The sequence below is a fragment of the Novosphingobium sp. B 225 genome (assembly GCF_002198665.1).
GTDB lineage: Bacteria > Pseudomonadota > Alphaproteobacteria > Sphingomonadales > Sphingomonadaceae > Novosphingobium.
This window is the reverse complement of sequence record NZ_MWLM01000052.1, coordinates 41,625-58,757: the sequence shown is the minus strand read 5'-3', so window position 1 is coordinate 58,757 and position 17,133 is coordinate 41,625. Positions and strand designations below refer to the sequence as shown.

Sequence of the window (17,133 nt, the reverse complement as noted above, 5' to 3'; positions counted from 1 at the left end):
TGCTGGGCGGGGGCGGCGGCGGCGTGCTCTTTGGCCCGCAAGCGGCAAGCAGCCCCACGCCCAGCACCACGCTGGCTCCCATCACGATCCGGCGAATATCGGCGACCATTGTGTGACCCATCCCTCTTGAACTGGCAGAGCAGCTGCCCGGCGGGGCCCCGGCCCCAAGGCAAGCTGCTTCCCTAACCTGCTTTGCCAAATAAGCAAATGCCCGGCGCGCCGCAAAGCGCACCGGGCACGATCTGTTGTGGCCTGCGTAAGATCAGCGGCGATCGCCCATGAACTGCAGCAGGAACTGGAACATGTTGATGAAGTCGAGGTACAGCGACAGCGCGCCCATGATCACGACCTTGCCGACCATGTCGGTTCCGGCAACGTGATAATAGGTTTCACGCAGACGCTGCGTATCCCAGGCGGTCAGGCCCGCGAAAATCACTACGCCCAGGATCGAAATCGCCAGGGCCAGCCCGCTCGACTGCAGCCACATGTTGAGCAGCATCGCGATCAGGATGCCGATCACGCCCATCGCCATGAAGCTGCCCATGCCCGACAGGTTGCGCTTGGTGGTGTAGCCATAGAGGCTGAGCCCCGCAAACGCGCCCGAAGTGGCAAAGAAGGTCAGCGCGATCGACGGACCGGTGTAGACGAAGAAGATCGACGCCAGCGACAGGCCCATGGCCACGCTGAAGGCCCAGAACAGCATTTGCAGCGTAGAGGTGCGCATGCGGTTCAGGCCAAAGCTCATCGCCATGACGAAGCCCAGCGGGGCCAGCGCGACCAGCCAGCGCAGCGGTGTGCCGAACACGGCCTCTGCCATGCCCGACCGCGCAAACAGCAGGGCGACAACGCCCGACAGCAGCACGCCCGAGGCCATGTAGTTATAGATCGACAGCATGTAGCGCCGCAGCCCCTGATCGGTGCTGGCCTGGCCCATCACTTCGCCGTTGATCCGGGCCGCACCCCAACCGGTGCGGGTTGACTGCGGATCGTTCCATTCAGCCATTGGTCTAACTCCTTTTTCGCCCGAACCGGGCGATGCAGGCAATATCGGGCCGATCCGGTCCACTTTCAAGCGAAACCGGACATGGCAGCTTGTAACAGATTGTAACAGCTAGAGCCAGATGACGTTAGCCCCGCGCCGCCGCCGCCATTTCCGCATTGCGGTCCCGCGATGCGCGCAAGGTCGCCTCGATCAGACGCAACAAGGCCTGGTCCGCATCGAGCACGTCGAGCCCCTTTTGCGTCGATCCGCCCGGGCTGGCGACGCGGCGAGCCAGTTCTGCGGGGGAATGCTCCGAAGCGGCGGCCAGCTGCGCCGCGCCTTCAACCGTCGCTACGGCCAGCCGCTGCGCCTGCGCCGGATCAAGCCCCAGCGCCGCCGCCCCGCTCGCCAGGGCATCGATGAAGCGATAAACAAAGCCGGGGCCGCAACCCGCCAGCGCGGTGACCAGATCGAATTCGCTTTCCGCCGCCAGCCATTCGGGCGTGCCCAGCGGCTGCAGCAGCAGGGTGATCCGCTCGCGCCCGGCCTGATCCAGCCCTTGTCCGAACAGCGCCATCGGCGATTTGCCGATTGCTGCGGCCAGGTTGGGCATCACCCGCACCACGGCTCCGGCCTGCGGGAACCGCGCCGCAAGGCTGCTGAGCTCCACTCCGGCCAGGATCGAAAGTAGCACGGTGTCCGCCCCCAGCCCCGGGGCGAGCGCGGAGGCCACTTCATCGAGCAGCTGCGGCTTGACCCCCAGCAGCACAACATCGAACGCCCGCGCTGGCACTTCACGCAGCAGCGTGACCCCGCCGGGCGCTTTGGCCAGATAGGGATCGACCACGGTCACGCTGGCCGGGTCCATGCCGCCCGCCAGCCACCCGGCCAGCATCGCCCCGCCCATGTTGCCGCAACCGAAGATGAGTAGTGTCACGCAAGTCTCCTGTCTCCCCTCCCGCCAGCAGGAGAGAGATCAACCCAAAGGCCGCCCGGTATAATCGTATTCGATCCCGGCAAACCGGTCACGCGCGAAGCCATAGAGCAGTTTCAGCCCTTCGGGTCCGGCAACGATGCCGTGCTCGGCCCCGCCGGGAATGAACGCGGCGACATCGGGCCGCAGCTCCATCGCTGTGCCGTCAACGTGAACCGTGGCCGATCCGGCCAGGCAGAAATAGAATTCGGACGGTTCGTGGCGATGGAATTTCAAATGGCCGCCGGGCGGGAATTCGGCCACTCCTACCACCAGCGATCCGCTGGGGGTGCGGTCGGCGCAGATCAGGGTCTGCCAGGTCAGCTCGCCATCGCGCGCCTCGCCTTCAAGCGGAAGGCCTCCGTAAGCGACTGTGAACGGCTTCAGCGTCATCTGCGCACCCTCTGGCTGCGGCGCATCAAGCCTCGCCGGCGGCGTCGACCATCGCGCTGGCGAGGGCCTCCTCGGGGCTCTTGTCACCCCACAGCACGAACTGGAACGCGGGATAGAACCGATCGCATTCCTCCACTGCCGCTTCCACGGCAACTTGTGCCTGGGCCAGGCTCAACAGGCCTTCGTCACCCAGCAACAGTCCGTGGCGATAGAGCAGCACCGATCCGTTCGACCACATATCGAAATGGCCGACCCACAGCTGTTCGTTGACCAGAGCCAGCAGTTCATGGATCGCCGCGCGCTTGTCATCCGGCACGCGGATATCTGGCAGGCACAGCAGCTGCAGGACGTGATCCTCGCGCCGCCAGATCCCGCGAATCGTAAAGCTGGCCCAGCTGCCCTTGATCTCGCCGCTGATCTCATCTTCAGCCACGAATTCGCACGGCCAGCCGCGCGCCTCGAACAATGAGGCGAGCATGTCGACCGGGGCCGCATCCTCTTCCCGTCCGTATTCGCGATTACCGTGCATCATGTCAGGCTGGATGCGTCGGCAGCGATGATCCCGCAATGATCGGTTAACGCGCGGTTGCGCATAACCGGACAAGCCTGTTTACAAGGTGTGGAAAAGGCGGGGACAAGCCCCTACTTGGCCCCGCCAAGCGGATCGACCACCTGCCCTGCCGGGCTGGTCCAGACGAATGCTCCGCCGATCCCGGCCTTTTTCAGCCGCGCAACCACGGCACTGGCCGCGCTTTCGCTGGCAAAGGGTCCGGCCAGCAGGCGATTGCTCGCCCCCCAGGCGCTGGTTGCGGCCTTGTATTTGCCCAGAATTTCAGGTTCTTCTTTGACCATCCGGCGCCAGTCAAACCCCAGCGCAGACTTGTCGCGCCCGGTTGCCAGCTGGATCCAGATCCGGCTCGGCTGGCTTGCGGCCGGACTCTTGCCCTTGGCATCCTTGGCCTCGACCGGACAGGCCTTGGCCGCAGCCGCACCCTTGGCAGTGCGGCTGACGGGCGCGGCTTTGGCTCCCTTGGCGGGTTTCGCGCCTTTCGGATCGGGCGTGCAATCATCAGCCAGGGCGAGCTTGGCGTCCTTGGCGGCCTTGTCTGCAGCCGGTCGCACCGGGCCAATCCGGCGAATGTCGACCGCACCTGCCTTGGGTTCAGCCTCGCGGCTGGGCGGGGTCAGATCGGCGAACAGATCGGCCAGATTGCGCGGCTTGGCCGGGGCCGGCGTAGCTGGCGCAGGAGGTGGCGGCGGCGGCGCGGCGACAGGCGCGGGCGGCGGTGTGGATGGCTTAAGGTCAAAACCCGGCGCAACTTGCGCAGCCGCGCTGTCCAGCGCGGCAAAACCCGGGCCCGGCTGGGCCGGTGGCGGCACCGCAACAGCCACCGGGGCGGCGGCTTCGGCCAACACGCGCGGCGCAGCGGCGGGCGGCGGCGCCACCACGGCTGGAGCGCTTTGCAGAACCGGCGACGGAACGGGTGACGGCGGCGGCGGGGTGTTTACCGCCAGAGTCACGGGCGCCTTGGTCACTTCGCGTGAGACCGGCGGCGGGCTGGGCGCGGCGCTGGCCAGAACGGGCGGTTTGACGGCAGCAGGTGCAGGATCGGTCCGCGCCGCCTTGTCACGGCCAGCCTTGCCCTTGCGGGCCGTGCTGGCAGCGGGAACGGCAGGCACACTGGCGGCGGCAAGGACCGGCGGCTTGGGCCGGAACACCGCAACGCGCGGATCATCGATCCCGATTTGCGAAGCCCGCGGAAAATGCCCCAGATTGGCCGCCGCAGCTTTTTGCGACGCGGTAAGGCGCGGCATATAGGCCAGATAGTTGCTGATCGAATCCGCCATCGTCCCCGGCAGGTTGGCCCGGGCGATCGATTCCGCCTCGTCCTTTTGCCCCAGGATCGCCAGACCAAAGGCGCGGGTGCGCCAGGCGGCCATGTCCTGCCGCTGCAACAGCGGCGACAGCGTGACTTCCATGCCCCGGCGATCACCGGCAATGGCCTGACTCAGCGCCAGACGACGCAGCGCTTCATCACTCGGCCCCGCCGCCAGCGAGGCGCGGTAGTATTTCTGCGCGGTCGCATTGTCGCCGACCAGGTCATAGGCCAGCCCGCGATCGGCCTGTAACGCGGGATCGATCATGCCCGCCTTTTCCGCTTCCACGAACAGCGGGATCGCAGTGAAGGGATCCTCGCTCAGCGCAAAAGCCCCGGCCAGCCCTGCCTTGACCCGCGCATTGCCCGGTGCAAGCCGGTCCGCGCGCTGGAAAAAGCCCACAGCCGCATCCAGATCACCGATTTCCATCGATGCCCGGCCCGCGCCGATCAGCGCATCGACATCTTGCGGATTGCGCGCCAACCGCCCCAGCGCGTCGTTCAGCTTCATCCCCTTGCCGCCGGGGATGGCCTGGACCACCGGCTGGCTAACCTCGTCCACATCATCCTGCTGGGCCAGCGCACCCTGCCCCGCCATACCGGCACAGACAATTGCCCCCAGCCCGATCAGGCGGGTGAGGCGCACGGCAGCTTGGCGTCCAAGATTCATCCGGAAAACCTGTTGCAACAGGAACTGGACGCCCGATTGGACGCCCACTCCTTAACCCATGCCGAACGCGGCGCGTTTGTATGCGCCGGATTGCAGCTTACTGGTTGTTCTGTCGGCCAAGGAAGCGCGGGATGCTGATCGACGGGCCATCGCCGCCATCGTCATCATCCTCGTCATCATCGGTTTGCGCGCCGCGCGACAGGCTGGCCATGCGTTCGAACAGCGTTGCACCGGACAGTCGCGGCGCAGAACCGCCACCAGTGGCCGCGCCCTTGGCCGCAACAGTGCCGCCCGCGGGCGCCTCTGCGCCATCATCGCCGCCGCCAAGCGATCCGCCTGACGATTCCCCGGTCGATGAAGATACCAGACCGCGCCGCCGCCCAGGCATTGCGCCTGGATTGACCGGCTCATCCTGTTCCGCCAGCCGCGAGGCATCGAGCAGCAATTCATCGCCGTCGCCGCCCTGATCACTTTCGTCACTGGCCTCTTCCGCCAGTTCCAGCGGCTCATCGGCCTGGCCGGTCCCGATATCCCAATCGTCTTCGGCTGGTGCGGCGGCCACGGGTTCAGGCTCAGGCGCGGGCTCAGGCGCGGCCACTGCGGCCGGTTCGGGTTCAGGCTCAGGCTCTGGCGCAGCGGCGGGCTGGACCCGTTCGAACAGCGGTTCGGCGGCAGGCGCGCTCATCGCCGGGCGGGCTGGCCCGCGCGACGTGCTCATGTTGAACGGGCGCGAGGCGTCTTCGGCCTGCTGCGCGGTCTGTTCGATCCCGGTGGCGACCACCGAAACGCGGATCTTGCCCTGCAGGTCCGGATTGAACGCGCTACCCCAGATGATGTTGGCATTGGGATCGACCAGTTCGCGGATGTGGTTCGCGGCCTCGTCCACTTCGAGCAGCTTCATGTCGTCGCCGCCGATGATCGAGATGATCACGCCTTTCGCGCCCTGCATCGACACGCCATCGAGCAGCGGATTGGCAATCGCCTTTTCCGCAGCTTCCAGCGCGCGGTTTTCGCCCTGGCCTTCGCCCGTGCCCATCATTGCCTTGCCCATTTCGGCCATGACCGAACGAACGTCAGCAAAGTCGAGGTTGATCAGGCCCGGCATGACCATCAGATCGGTGATCGAACGCACGCCCTGCTGCAGCACTTCGTCAGCCAGCTGGAACGCTTCCTTGAAAGTCGTTTCCGCCTTGGCCACCAGGAACAGGTTCTGGTTGGGAATGACGATCAGCGTATCGACGTGCTTTTGCAGTTCCTCGATCCCCGCTTCGGCGGAGCGCATGCGGCGGGTGCCTTCGAACAGGAACGGCTTGGTCACCACGCCCACGGTCAGCACGCCCTTTTCGCGCGCGGCCTTGGCGATCACCGGCGCGGCGCCGGTGCCGGTGCCCCCGCCCATACCGGCGGCGATGAAGCACATGTGCACGCCTTCCAGCGCGCGGTCGATCTCGGCCAGCGTCTCTTCCGCTGCCGCACGCCCGACTTCGGGCCGCGAACCTGCGCCCAGGCCCTGGGTAATGTCAGGCCCCAGCTGGATCCGGTGTTCGGCAACCGAATTGTTCAGAGCCTGCGCATCGGTATTGGAGACGACGAAATCGACACCTTCGATCCCGGCCGCAATCATGTTGGCGATCGCATTGCCGCCGGCACCACCCACCCCGATCACAGTGATCCGGGGACGCAGCTCTTCAACGGCTGGCGGTCCGATATTGATGCTCATGGCGCTCTCCTATCCGTCGCGCGGATGCAATAATCCCAGTAATTAACTGTCTTGCACTGCAAGATTCATCGAAGCCAAGCCGCTGACGCGCGTTGTCCACAGCCGGACCATATCAGAAATACTCTTTCAAGGCCCGGTAAACGCGGTTTACCAGCCCCATTCCGGCATAACGGATGGTCGGTTGATACCGCGTTCCGATCGAGCGGATGTCCACCGGATCGGCCGCGGCATAGAGCACCAGCCCCGCCAGGGTCGAAAAACCGGGGGTTGCGTGGGCTTCGGGCAGACCGCGGATATGCGCGGGTTTGCCGATCCGCACCGGCTTACCCAGGGCCGCCTGAGCATAGTCCGCCAGACCTGCGAGTTCCGCCCCGCCGCCGGTGACCACCACCAGCTGGCCGCGCTGGCCGGTAAAGCCCAGGGCCTTGAGCGCCTTGTTCACTTCTTCCATCAGCCGCCCCAACTGGCCGGTGATCACCGTGACCAGTTCGGCGCGCGGGATGCGGTTCTTGTCATCGGCGTGGCGCGCGGCGGGGCCGGTCGTTTCATCGCCCGGCGCGTTGACCGGCACCATTTCGCGGTGGTCAGCCGGGCTGGCAATGGCCGACCCGTGGACGCATTTCAGGCGCTCGGCCTGGAACCGGCGAATGCCAAAGGCGCTGGCAACCGCATCGGTGATATCCGCCGACCCCATCGGGATCGTCACCAGCCCCAGCAGCATACCCGCCGCATAGACCGAGACATTGGTCACTTCCGCGCCGAATTCGACCAGCGCAACGCCCAGTTCGCGCTCTTCGGCGGACAGGCACGAATGCCCGGCCGCGATCGGGGAAGCGACCACGGCTTCCACATCCAGGTGCGCGTTCTGGACCGCTTCGGTGATGTTGCGGATCGGCGCGCCATCGGCCAGCATCACGTGGATATCGACGCCCAGCTGTTCGGCATGAAGCCCCTTGGGGTCGGCAACCCCATCGGCCCCGTCAAGCGTGTAATGCGCGGGCTGGGCGTGGAGCACCATGCGCCCGTCGGGCTGGATCACATCGCGCGCGGACACCAGCAGATGATCGATATCGTCCTGCTCGATCCGGCGCCCGCCAATATCGACCTCGACTTGCGCGACCTGGCTGGCCAGCCCCGCCCCGGTTGCACCGATCCAGACCTTGCTGACCGCGACATTGGCGATCCGTTCCGCCCGCTCTACCGCATCGCGCACGGCATAGGTCGCGGCCTGCATGTCGGTGACATAGCCGCGTTTGATCCCCTGGGCGGCGCGGTGGAACGATCCCAGCACCACCATTTCGCCGGTTTCAGACAGCCCGCCGATCATCGCGGAAACGCGGAACGAACCGATGTTCACCGCGGCAAAGGTCTTGGCGATGCGGGGTTGGGCCATCAGTTCTTGTCCTTCTTGGCGGCGGGCTTTTCGGCGGACTTGGCAGTTTCGTCCTTGGGCGCTTCAGCCACTTTGGGCTTGCTTTGCGTCGCGCTGACGGCAGCCTGCTCCACCGCGTCGGCGCGGCCCGGCACGCGCAGATAGATCCGGTCGGGCGAACGCATGTCAAACGCGGCGACTTTGCCGCCAAGCAGCCGGTTGACCCCATCAAGCCGCGCGAAAGTCATCAAGGCTGCAGCAGCTTGCCGGCCGCCTTCGGGCAGTGCGAGCACCTGGCCGGTCTTGAACGAGAGGTTCCAGCGCCGGTTGCCGACCCATTCCGCTTCGGCCACTTGCGGTTTGAGCGCGGGCGCTGCGGCGAGCAGTGCCCCCAGCGCATCGACCTGACGGCCCGCGCCGGGACCCGAAATAACCAGCTTGCCACGTGCACGCGCTTCGCCGACCGGCTCAAGCTCGTGCCCGGTCGCGTCGATCAGCACCAGCCGATCGGCCTTGCGCAGCACGGCCACGGCCTTGCGTTCGACAATGTCGATCACCAACGTATCGGGCAATTGGCGCGATACCCGCGCATCCTGCACCCATGACAGCTGCATCAGCTGGTCGCGCAGCGCATCGACATCGACCATCGGCATGGCCTGGTTGCGCTGCGCCAGCGCGCGTTCATAGACCTTGAGTTCGTTGAGATGCTTGACCCCGCGCACTTCAACGCGGTGCACTTCGAACCCGGCATCGGCGGCAATCGCGGCCAGTTGCTGCTGGGCCATGGCCGGCACCCCGGCAAAACTCGCCGCGATCCAGGCCAGCACCACGGCCCCGCCCAGGATCATGGCCAGGAACATCCGGTGCAGCGTTTCCTCGCTGAACGGCAGCCAGCTCATCACCGCGTCAAAGGCAGAGCCGGTGTGGGCCCGCGCGGCGCGCACCTGCCGCGCCTTGCCCTGCGCGGCCGCGGCCTTGCGCATCGACTTGCCGCCACGCCGGATCGTCTGGCCGCTCATTTCGCCTCCTTTTCACTCAGCGCATCGGCAATGATCATCTCAACCAGATCGCCGAACGAAATGCCCAGATGCTTCGCCTGTTCGGGCACCAGACTAAGCGGGGTCATCCCCGGCTGGGTGTTGGTTTCCAGCACGAACAGTCCGGCGAGCCCCTGGCTGTCATCCCAGCGGAAATCGGTGCGGCTGCAGCCTTTGCAGCCCAAAAGCTGGTGGCAGCGCAGTGCAATGTCGAGGCAGGCCTGCGTGATCTCGTCCGGGATCTCCGCCGGGCAGACGTGTTCAGTCATGCCTTCGGTGTATTTGGCATCGAAATCGTAGAAGCCCGATTTGGGCCGCAGTTCAGTGACCATCAGCGCGCGGTCCCCCAGCACCGCCGTGGTCAGTTCGCGCCCGCGGATATAGGGTTCGGCCAGCAGTTCCTTGAATTCCTGCCACGGGCCCTTGGCCTGCGGGCTGATCGGGTTGCCGTAATTGCCTTCATTGGTGACAATCGCGACCCCGACCGAGGAACCCTCGTTGACGGGTTTCAGCACATAGGGCCGTTCCAGCGGATCCCGCTCGAAAATCTCGGCCACCGGCACAATCCGCCCGCCGGGCATGGGAATGCCGTGCGGGACCAGCGCCTGCTTGGTCAGTTCCTTGTCGATCGCGATCACCGAAGTGACCATGCCCGAATGGGTATAGGTCAGCCCCATCAGGTCCATCATGCCCTGAACCGAGCCATCTTCGCCCGGCGATCCGTGGAGCGCATTGAACACCACGTCGGGGGCAGCCTCGGCCAGTCGCTGGGCAACCTCACGGTCCATGTCGATCCGGGTAACCTTGTGCCCGCGCTCTTCCAACGCCGTGGCGATCTCGCCCCCGCTCATCAGCGAGACCGGCCGTTCGTTCGACCAACCGCCCATCAGGACCGCGACATGGAGTTTGGGGAGCGTCACTTGTTTCCAACCCTCTGAATTTCCCATTCGAGCATCACGCCCGACTTGTCCCTGACCCGCCGCCGGACTTCCTCGCCCAGCGCTTCGATTTCGGCGCTGGTGGCATTGCCGGTGTTGAGCAGGAAATTGGTGTGCTTTTCGCTGACCTGTGCCCCGCCCAGGGTCAGGCCGCGACATCCGGCCTCGTCAACGAGTTGCCAGGCCTTGTGCCCGTCCGGGTTCTTGAAAGTGCTGCCGCCGGTCTTGCTGCGCAGCGGCTGGCTGGCTTCGCGGCTGGCCGAAATGCGGTCCATTTCGGCCTGGATCGCGTCAGGCTCTCCCGCCCGGCCCCGGAACCGCGCGCCAACCACGATCGCACCTTCGGGCAGCTGTGAGTGGCGATAGGTATAGTGCAGATCCGCGGCTGCGAGTGTCTGCAGCGAACCATCGCGCAGCACCACGTCGCAATCGATCAGAATGTCTTTCACTTCGCCGCCATAGGCACCGCCGTTCATCCGCACGAAGCCGCCGACCGTGCCGGGGATCGAACGCAGGAATTCCAGCCCCGCGATGCCATTGTCGCGCGCGGTCGAGGAGACCAGGATGCCGCTGGCTCCCGCCCCGCAATCGAGCGTCAGGTCGGCGCTGAGACTGACTTTCGCAAAGGCCTTGCCCAGCCGCACCACCACACCGGGCACGCCGCCATCGCGCACGATCAGGTTGCTGCCCAGCCCCAACGCCATCACCGGCACTGCGGGATCAAGTTCGCGCAGGAATTGCTGCAAGTCGGCCAGATCCTTTGGCTCGAACAGCCATTCCGCCGCGCCGCCGCTCTTGAACCACACCAGTGGGGCCAGCGGGGCATCTTGCGTCAGTTTTCCCCTCACCCCGTTCATGTCGAGCGAAGTCGAGACACGCTGGCGCAGCGCATCGGTGTCTCGACTTCGCTCGACACGAACGGAAGCGGGTGGATTGGTCAATTGCCCCTCCGCGCCTGAATCGCATCGGCCAGCCCGGCCGCCCATTTGGTGATGTCCCCAGCGCCCAGACACACCACCATGTCACCCGCCTGCACCGTGGCGGCGAGCGCATCGGCCAGCGCATCGGCATTGGCGATCACTTGCGCATTGCGGTGCCCGCGCGCCTTCATGCCGGCGACCATGGCTTCGCTGTCGACACCTTCGATCGGCTGCTCGCCCGCGGCATAGACCGGGGCGGCATAGACGATGTCGGCATCGTTGAAAGCGGCAGAGAAATCATCCAGATGATCGCGCAACCGGGTGAAGCGGTGCGGCTGGACCACTGCGATCACGCGCCCGGTGCCTACACCTTCACGCGCGGCAGCCAGCACGGCGCGGATTTCAACCGGGTGGTGGCCGTAATCGTCGATCACCGTAGCGCCGGCAACTTCACCCACCTTGGTAAAGCGACGCTTGACCCCGCCGAACTTCGCAAAGCCGGTGCGGATAACGCTATCCGGCACGCCCATTTCCACCGCCACGCCCACTGCGGCGAGTGCATTCTGGACATTGTGGCGGCCGGGCATCGGCAGTTCGATCCCCTCGATCCGGCGGTGCGAGCCATCGCGTTCACGGATCACCGCGTCAAACCGGTTGCCGCCCGGGAACGGGGTAACATTCTCTCCGCGCACGTCGGCCTGGGCGGAAAAGCCATAGGTCACCACGCGGCGGTCGCGCACCTTGGGGATCACCGCCTGCACTTCCGGGTGATCGATGCAGAGCACGGCGCAGCCATAGAACGGCACGTTCTCGATGAATTCGACAAAGGCACGCTTGATCGCGTCGAAATCGCCGTAGTGTTCCAGGTGTTCGGGATCGATGTTGGTGACAATCGCGATCGTCCCGTCGAGCCGCAGGAACGAGCCGTCAGACTCGTCCGCCTCAACCACCATCCATTCGCTTTCACCAAGGCGCGCGTTGGAACCGTAGCTGTTGATAATCCCGCCATTGATAACGGTGGGATCGACTCCGCCCGCATCGAGCAAGGCCGCGACCAGCGAAGTGGTGGTGGTCTTGCCATGGGTGCCCGCCACCGCCACCGTGCGCTTCAACCGCATCAGTTCGGCCAGCATTTCCGCACGGCGGACGACAGGCACGCGGTTTTCCAGCGCGGCGACTACTTCGGGATTGTCGCGCTTTACTGCAGTGGAGGTGACCACCACTGCCGCATCACCCAGGTTCTCTGCGGCGTGACCGATCGAAACCTTGATGCCGCGTTTGCGCAGCCCTTCGACCACATAGCCTTCGGCGATGTCGCTGCCCTGCACACTATAGCCCAGGTTGTTCATCACCTCGGCAATGCCGGACATGCCGATCCCGCCGATGCCAACGAAATGGATCGTCCCGATATCGGTGCCAACGCCCTTCATGCCACCGCCTCCTGACCGCTGGCCTCGGCGCCCTTGGCCACGCGGATCACGTCCATCAGCGGTGTACCGCCAAAGCTTTCGACCAGATCGGCGAGATCGCGCACCGCATGGGGCAAGCCGCAGTTCCAGGCCGCGTGTGCCGCAGTCGCAAGGGTGTCCGGATTCATCGCGATGGCCTGAATCTGTTTGGCCAGTTCGGCAGCGGTGAAACGATCCTGCCGGATCATCCGCGCGCCCCCGGCATGGGCCATGTCGCGAGTGTTGGCAGCCTGATGATCGTCGGTCGCGATCGGCAGCGGCACCAGGATCGCCGGGCGGCCCACCGCGGTCAATTCGGCAATGGTCGATGCCCCGGCGCGGCCGATGAACAGGTGCGCATCGGCCAGCCGTTCGGCCATGTTTTCGAAATAGGTGCCCAGTTCGGCTGGAATGTCATGCCCGGAATAGCGCGTGCGCACGGCCTCAATATCTTCCGGGCGGCACTGCTGGGTCACTTGCAAGCGGCTGCGCAGCGCGGGCGGGAGCATGGCGAGGCCATCGGGAACCACTTCGGACAGCACGCTTGCGCCCTGGCTGCCGCCGGTTACCAGCACGCGCAGCAGCCCGTCAGCGGAAAAGGCCGGGAACGGCTGTTCGCGCAGCGCGAGCACTTCTGCACGGACCGGATTGCCGATCATGTGGACTTTGTGCTGATGCTTGGGGTTGAGCCGGTCAACCTCGCTATAGGCGGTGGCGATGGCATTGACCCGGCCGGCAAGGAAGCGGTTGACCCGGCCCAGCACGGCGTTCTGTTCGTGGATCACGCTGGGAATTTTGGCCCCGGTCGCCGCCCACAGTGCCGGAAACGCCGGATAGCCGCCGAACCCGATCACACAGCTGGGCTGGAAGCTGTCAAACAGCCGCAGCGCCATGCGCCGCCCCTCCAGAATCGCTTCGATTCCCTTGGGCCATTCCAGCGGGTTCTTGCCGATCCGCCCGGCTGGTAGCACGTGGGTCACCAGGCTTTGCGGTTTGCCGGGCAGCCTGGAGCCGCGCTGATCGGTGATCAGCGCTACGTGATGCCCACGCGCCTCCAGCTCTACCGCCAGGGCGAATGCCGGGATCAGGTGCCCGCCGGTCCCACCGGCAGCCAGAACATAATGCCGCGCGACACTCATTTGCGCGTCCTTGCTTGAGTTTTGCCAAGAGCGCGCAGCTTGAACCGCTCACGCTCGATAAACGGATTGCGCCGGGTGATCGCCAGCAGAAAGCCGACCCCCAGGCACAGTGCGATGGTGGAGGACCCGCCATAAGAAATCAGCGGCAGGGTCATGCCCTTGCTGGGGAACAGTTGCAGGTTGACCAGCACGTTGATGAACGCCTGCCCGCCCAGTTGCGCGATCAGCCCGGCAGCCGCGAGCGTGGTGAACAGGTCTTCCTCGTCCAGCAAGCGCAGCAGCACGCGCAGCACGATCGCAAGATACAGCACCACGATCACGGCACAGACCAGCAGGCCGAATTCCTCGCCGATCACCGAAAAGATATAGTCAGTATGCGCTTCGGGCAGGCCAAGCTTGCGGGTGCCCAGCCACAGCCCGCTGCCGGTCCAGCCGCCTGCCAACAGAGTGCGCTGTGCCAGATCCACCTGATCAAACTGTGATCCGCCGCCAATGAAGGCGTCGATCCGGTGACGGGCATTGTCATAGAATACATAAGTTGCGACCACCGCCGCCACCCCGCCCGCGCCCATGCCCAGGATGCGCTTCACGTCGATCCCGCTCATCAGCACCAGCACGAACCACACGCCCGCGAACAGCACGGCCGAACCAAAGTCCGGTTGCAGCATCAGCAAGGCGCAGATCAGCACCATCAGTCCGGTCGTTATCGGCACCACCGGCAGGTTCGGATCGCGCACCCGCCAGGACAGGATCCACGCCAGCCCGATCGCATAGGCGGGCTTGAGAAATTCGCTGGGCTGGAGCGACATGCCCAGGTTCAGCCACCGCTTTGCCCCGTTGATGTTGCTGCCGATCACCGGAACCAGCATCAGCCCGATCAGCATTGCAAAGCCCAGCAAAATGCCAAGCCGCCGGGCCATTTCGCGCGGCAGGGCGCTGGCCGCGAACATCGCGATCAGCCCCACTACCTGAAACCGGATGTGGAGATAGAAGAAATGCAGATCATTAAGCTTGACTGCCGCAGTGGACAGCCGCCGCGCGCTGGCCGGGCTGGACGCCGCGACAGCCGCAGCGCCGATTGCCATCAGCATCAGCACAAGAGTCAGCAGAACCCGGTCAATCTCGCGCCACCAGATCGCGAATTCGCTGCGGCGGTTGCGCGCGCGGCGTTGATGCAGCGCGGCATCGGCGGGGATCCGGCCAGCCCGGGGCACATAGGGCGGGTGCGTGGCCATCAGCTGAGCGCTCCTGCAGGGCGAACCGGGTCCGCATCGGGATGAGCCAGCGCATCGACAATCTGGCGAAAGGCGTCACCGCGCGCTTCATAGTCGCGGAATTGGTCAAAGCTCGCGCAGGCCGGGCTGAGCAGGACGACATCGCCCGGCAAGGCGGCTTCCATCGCCTGGCGGATCGCCTCGCACATCATTTCGCTGCGCCGCACCGGCATATGCGGGGCCAGCAGTTCGGCAAAGCGCGGCCCGGCATCGCCGATGGTATAGGCGGCGGCGATATGGCTGAACCAGGGTTCGCATTCGTCCAGCCGGTCACCTTTGGGCAAGCCGCCGACGATCCAGTGGATACGCGCGCGCGGGACCGGCTTGAACGCGGCGAGCGCCGGGGCAGTGCTGGCCGGATTGGTGGCCTTGCTGTCATTGATGAACATCACGCCGTTCACATCCGCGACCCGCTCCATCCGGTGCGGCAGCCCGCGAAAGCTGGCGAGCGCGGGGCGCCACTGCATCGGGGTCAGTCCCAGCGCCTCGGCAATGGCGACGGCGACGGCGGCGTTCTGCAGGTTGTGCGGGCCCTGCAAGCTGGGCCAATCGTGCTGCAGCTGGGTCAGGTCCAGACCATCGACCGAGCGAACCCGCCACTGTTCCCGCCGCGCTGTTTCACGCGCGGCCACAGCCTGGGTTTCGGGATCGCCCATGCCGAACACTGCAAACTGATCGGCGCGCTGCATTTCGAACAGCCGCGCCTTTGATGCGGCATAGCCGGCAAAGCCATCGTAGCGATCAAGATGATCGGGCGTCACATTCAGCAGCGCCGCGACTTCGCATTCGAGGCTGAAGGTCAGGTCCAGCTGATAACTCGACAGTTCGAGCACATAGACCCCGCCCGCCGACAGCGGGTTCTGCGACAGCACCGGCAAGCCGATATTGCCGCCCATCCGCACCGGCAGTGCAGCCGACTGGACGATGTGGTGGACCAGCGCGGTGGTGGTCGATTTTCCGTTGGTCCCGGTGATCCCGACCACGCGGTGCGCAGGCAGATGCGGGCGGGCCAGCGCGAACAGTTCGATATCGCCGATCACCGGCACGTTCTGGCGCGCGGCGGCTTCGGCGATCGGATGGGTGTTGAGCGGCACCCCGGGGGAGACGACCACGCCGTTGTAGCCAGTCAGATCCGCCGTGGCCGGATCGGCCAGTTCCACCCGGCCTTCCAGCTTGCGGCGCGGTTCCTCGCGGCTGTCCCAGGCCATCACGCTCGCCCCGCCCGCCAGCAGGCTTTCCACCGCAGCCATGCCCGAACGGGCAAGGCCAAGGACGGCATAGCGCTGACCGGCAAAGGCGGGGGTTGTGATCATCTCAGCTTCAGCGTGGAAAGACCGATCAGGGCCAGCACGATCGACACGATCCAGAACCGGATCACCACGGTCGATTCCTTCCAGCCAAGCTGTTCGAAATGGTGATGGATCGGGGCCATCTTGAACACCCGTTTGCCGGTGCGTTTATAGACCGCGACCTGGATGATCACCGATGCGGTTTCCACCACGAACAACCCACCGACGATCAGCAGCACGATTTCATGATGCGCAGCCACCGCAATCGCGCCCAGCGCTCCGCCCAGCGCCAGACTGCCGGTATCGCCCATAAACACCGCCGCGGGCGGTGCGTTGAACCACAAAAAGGCCAGACACGCGCCCATGATGCCAGTGCACAGGATCGCCAGTTCACCCGCGCGGGGCACGTGGGGAATGCCCAGGTAATGCGCAAAGTCCGCGCGGCCGGCCAGATAGGCAATGATCGCCATGGTCGCCGCAGCAATCGCCACTGGCATGGCGGCCAAGCCGTCAAGACCGTCGGTCAGGTTCACCGCATTGCCGAAACCGACCATGATCACCGCCGCAAAGACGAAATACAGCGGTCCCAGCGGAATATAACGGCCCGACAGGAACGGCACATACAGGTTGGTGCTTCCCACCTGCTGCACCATCACCCAGGCTGCGATCCCGGCGATCAGGAATTCCGCCGCCAGCCGCACCCGGCTTGACAGCCCCGCAGCACTGCGTTTCTTGACCTTGTCGTAATCGTCCATGAAACCGATCAGGCCAAAGCCGATCGTCACCGCCAGGCAGGCCCAGACCAGCGGGCTGCCAAGATCCATCCACAGCAGCACCGATACCGACAGCGCGATCAGGATCATCAGGCCGCCCATGGTGGGCGTGCCGCGCTTGGCCAGATGGCTTTGCGGCCCATCCTCGCGGATCGGCTGGCCCTTGCCCTGGCGCACGCGCAGCATGTTGATAAAGCGCGGGCCGATGATCAGGCCGATCACCAGCGCGGTCATCAGCGCGGCGCCCGCACGGAAGGTCTGGTAGCGGATCAGGTTCGCCAGCCCTTCGAAATGCAAATACTGCGCGATCAGGTACAGCATGCCTGCC

The 17,133-nt window shown here is 65.3% G+C and carries 15 protein-coding genes; all 15 read right to left on the bottom strand.

Annotation, left to right across the window (positions count from 1 at the left end):
* Window positions 1-262: 262 nt before the first annotated feature.
* The 15 genes from MNBBLIKP_RS08760 to mraY all read right to left on the bottom strand — a co-directional run bounded on the left by MNBBLIKP_RS08760 (window position 263) and on the right by mraY (window position 17,126).
* Window positions 263-1,003, bottom strand: coding sequence for a Bax inhibitor-1/YccA family protein (locus MNBBLIKP_RS08760; RefSeq protein WP_088309552.1), 741 nt, complete (start codon window positions 1,001-1,003; stop codon window positions 263-265).
* 124 nt (window positions 1,004-1,127) lie between these two features.
* A complete protein-coding gene (locus MNBBLIKP_RS08755; RefSeq protein WP_088309549.1) occupies window positions 1,128-1,919 on the bottom strand; it encodes a pyrroline-5-carboxylate reductase family protein in 792 nt (263 codons plus the stop codon).
* 39 nt (window positions 1,920-1,958) lie between these two features.
* Complete coding sequence (locus MNBBLIKP_RS08750) at window positions 1,959-2,348, bottom strand: cupin domain-containing protein (RefSeq protein WP_088309546.1); 390 nt, start codon at window positions 2,346-2,348, stop codon at window positions 1,959-1,961.
* 25 nt (window positions 2,349-2,373) lie between these two features.
* Window positions 2,374-2,880, bottom strand: a complete 507-nt coding sequence (locus MNBBLIKP_RS08745) for a YbjN domain-containing protein (RefSeq protein WP_254912974.1) — start codon at window positions 2,878-2,880, stop codon at window positions 2,374-2,376.
* Between the two features lie 110 nt (window positions 2,881-2,990).
* A complete protein-coding gene (locus MNBBLIKP_RS08740) occupies window positions 2,991-4,895 on the bottom strand; it encodes an SPOR domain-containing protein (protein ID WP_140420561.1) in 1,905 nt (634 codons plus the stop codon).
* 97 nt (window positions 4,896-4,992) lie between these two features.
* Window positions 4,993-6,615 carry a cell division protein FtsZ gene (gene ftsZ, locus MNBBLIKP_RS08735; protein ID WP_088309540.1) on the bottom strand — a complete coding sequence of 541 codons (1,623 nt, stop codon included), beginning with the start codon at window positions 6,613-6,615 and terminating at the stop codon, window positions 4,993-4,995.
* Window positions 6,616-6,727: 112 nt separating this feature from the next.
* Window positions 6,728-8,008 carry a cell division protein FtsA gene (gene ftsA / locus MNBBLIKP_RS08730; RefSeq protein WP_088309537.1) on the bottom strand — a complete coding sequence of 427 codons (1,281 nt, stop codon included), beginning with the start codon at window positions 8,006-8,008 and terminating at the stop codon, window positions 6,728-6,730.
* The gene (locus MNBBLIKP_RS08725; RefSeq protein WP_088309534.1) at window positions 8,008-9,006 is read right to left on the bottom strand and encodes a cell division protein FtsQ/DivIB; all 999 of its coding nucleotides are present in this window, start codon (window positions 9,004-9,006) and stop codon (window positions 8,008-8,010) included. Before MNBBLIKP_RS08725 ends, ftsA begins: the two co-directional genes overlap by 1 nt.
* A complete protein-coding gene (locus tag MNBBLIKP_RS08720; protein ID WP_088309532.1) occupies window positions 9,003-9,944 on the bottom strand; it encodes a D-alanine--D-alanine ligase in 942 nt (313 codons plus the stop codon). The genes MNBBLIKP_RS08725 and MNBBLIKP_RS08720 overlap by 4 nt, the downstream gene beginning before the upstream one ends.
* Window positions 9,941-10,819: a UDP-N-acetylmuramate dehydrogenase gene (murB, locus tag MNBBLIKP_RS08715; protein WP_088309529.1), complete on the bottom strand. Its 879-nt coding sequence runs from the start codon at window positions 10,817-10,819 to the stop codon at window positions 9,941-9,943. The genes MNBBLIKP_RS08720 and murB overlap by 4 nt, the downstream gene beginning before the upstream one ends.
* A gap of 80 nt (window positions 10,820-10,899) precedes the next feature.
* Entirely contained in the window at window positions 10,900-12,312 is a 1,413-nt protein-coding gene (gene murC, locus MNBBLIKP_RS08710) for a UDP-N-acetylmuramate--L-alanine ligase (RefSeq protein ID WP_088309527.1), read from the bottom strand.
* Window positions 12,309-13,469, bottom strand: coding sequence for an undecaprenyldiphospho-muramoylpentapeptide beta-N-acetylglucosaminyltransferase (murG, locus tag MNBBLIKP_RS08705; protein ID WP_088309525.1), 1,161 nt, complete (start codon window positions 13,467-13,469; stop codon window positions 12,309-12,311). Before murG ends, murC begins: the two co-directional genes overlap by 4 nt.
* Window positions 13,466-14,704, bottom strand: a complete 1,239-nt coding sequence (locus MNBBLIKP_RS08700) for an FtsW/RodA/SpoVE family cell cycle protein (protein WP_088309523.1) — start codon at window positions 14,702-14,704, stop codon at window positions 13,466-13,468. The genes murG and MNBBLIKP_RS08700 overlap by 4 nt, the downstream gene beginning before the upstream one ends.
* Window positions 14,704-16,056, bottom strand: a complete 1,353-nt coding sequence (gene murD / locus MNBBLIKP_RS08695; RefSeq protein WP_088309520.1) for a UDP-N-acetylmuramoyl-L-alanine--D-glutamate ligase — start codon at window positions 16,054-16,056, stop codon at window positions 14,704-14,706. Before murD ends, MNBBLIKP_RS08700 begins: the two co-directional genes overlap by 1 nt.
* On the bottom strand, window positions 16,053-17,126 hold the full coding sequence (gene mraY, locus MNBBLIKP_RS08690; protein ID WP_088309518.1) for a phospho-N-acetylmuramoyl-pentapeptide-transferase: 1,074 nt from the start codon (window positions 17,124-17,126) through the stop codon (window positions 16,053-16,055). The genes murD and mraY overlap by 4 nt, the downstream gene beginning before the upstream one ends.
* Window positions 17,127-17,133 lie beyond the last annotated feature (7 nt).

Bases quoted from the DNA above. Each gene is read 5' to 3' on its own strand.
- MNBBLIKP_RS08760 (WP_088309552.1), bottom strand. From the start codon at position 1,003: ATGGCTGAATGGAACGATCCGCAGTCAACCCGCACCGGTTGGGGTGCG.
- MNBBLIKP_RS08750 (WP_088309546.1), bottom strand. From the start codon at position 2,348: ATGACGCTGAAGCCGTTCACAGTCGCTTACGGAGGCCTTCCGCTTGAA.
- MNBBLIKP_RS08745 (WP_254912974.1), bottom strand. From the start codon at position 2,880: ATGATGCACGGTAATCGCGAATACGGACGGGAAGAGGATGCGGCCCCG.
- MNBBLIKP_RS08740 (WP_140420561.1), bottom strand. From the start codon at position 4,895: ATGAATCTTGGACGCCAAGCTGCCGTGCGCCTCACCCGCCTGATCGGG.
- ftsZ (WP_088309540.1), bottom strand. From the start codon at position 6,615: ATGAGCATCAATATCGGACCGCCAGCCGTTGAAGAGCTGCGTCCCCGG.
- ftsA (WP_088309537.1), bottom strand. From the start codon at position 8,008: ATGGCCCAACCCCGCATCGCCAAGACCTTTGCCGCGGTGAACATCGGT.
- MNBBLIKP_RS08725 (WP_088309534.1), bottom strand. From the start codon at position 9,006: ATGAGCGGCCAGACGATCCGGCGTGGCGGCAAGTCGATGCGCAAGGCC.
- murB (WP_088309529.1), bottom strand. From the start codon at position 10,819: ATGAACGGGGTGAGGGGAAAACTGACGCAAGATGCCCCGCTGGCCCCA.
- murC (WP_088309527.1), bottom strand. From the start codon at position 12,312: ATGAAGGGCGTTGGCACCGATATCGGGACGATCCATTTCGTTGGCATC.
- murG (WP_088309525.1), bottom strand. From the start codon at position 13,469: ATGAGTGTCGCGCGGCATTATGTTCTGGCTGCCGGTGGGACCGGCGGG.
- MNBBLIKP_RS08700 (WP_088309523.1), bottom strand. From the start codon at position 14,704: ATGGCCACGCACCCGCCCTATGTGCCCCGGGCTGGCCGGATCCCCGCC.
- murD (WP_088309520.1), bottom strand. From the start codon at position 16,056: ATGATCACAACCCCCGCCTTTGCCGGTCAGCGCTATGCCGTCCTTGGC.
- mraY (WP_088309518.1), bottom strand. From the start codon at position 17,126: ATGCTGTACCTGATCGCGCAGTATTTGCATTTCGAAGGGCTGGCGAAC.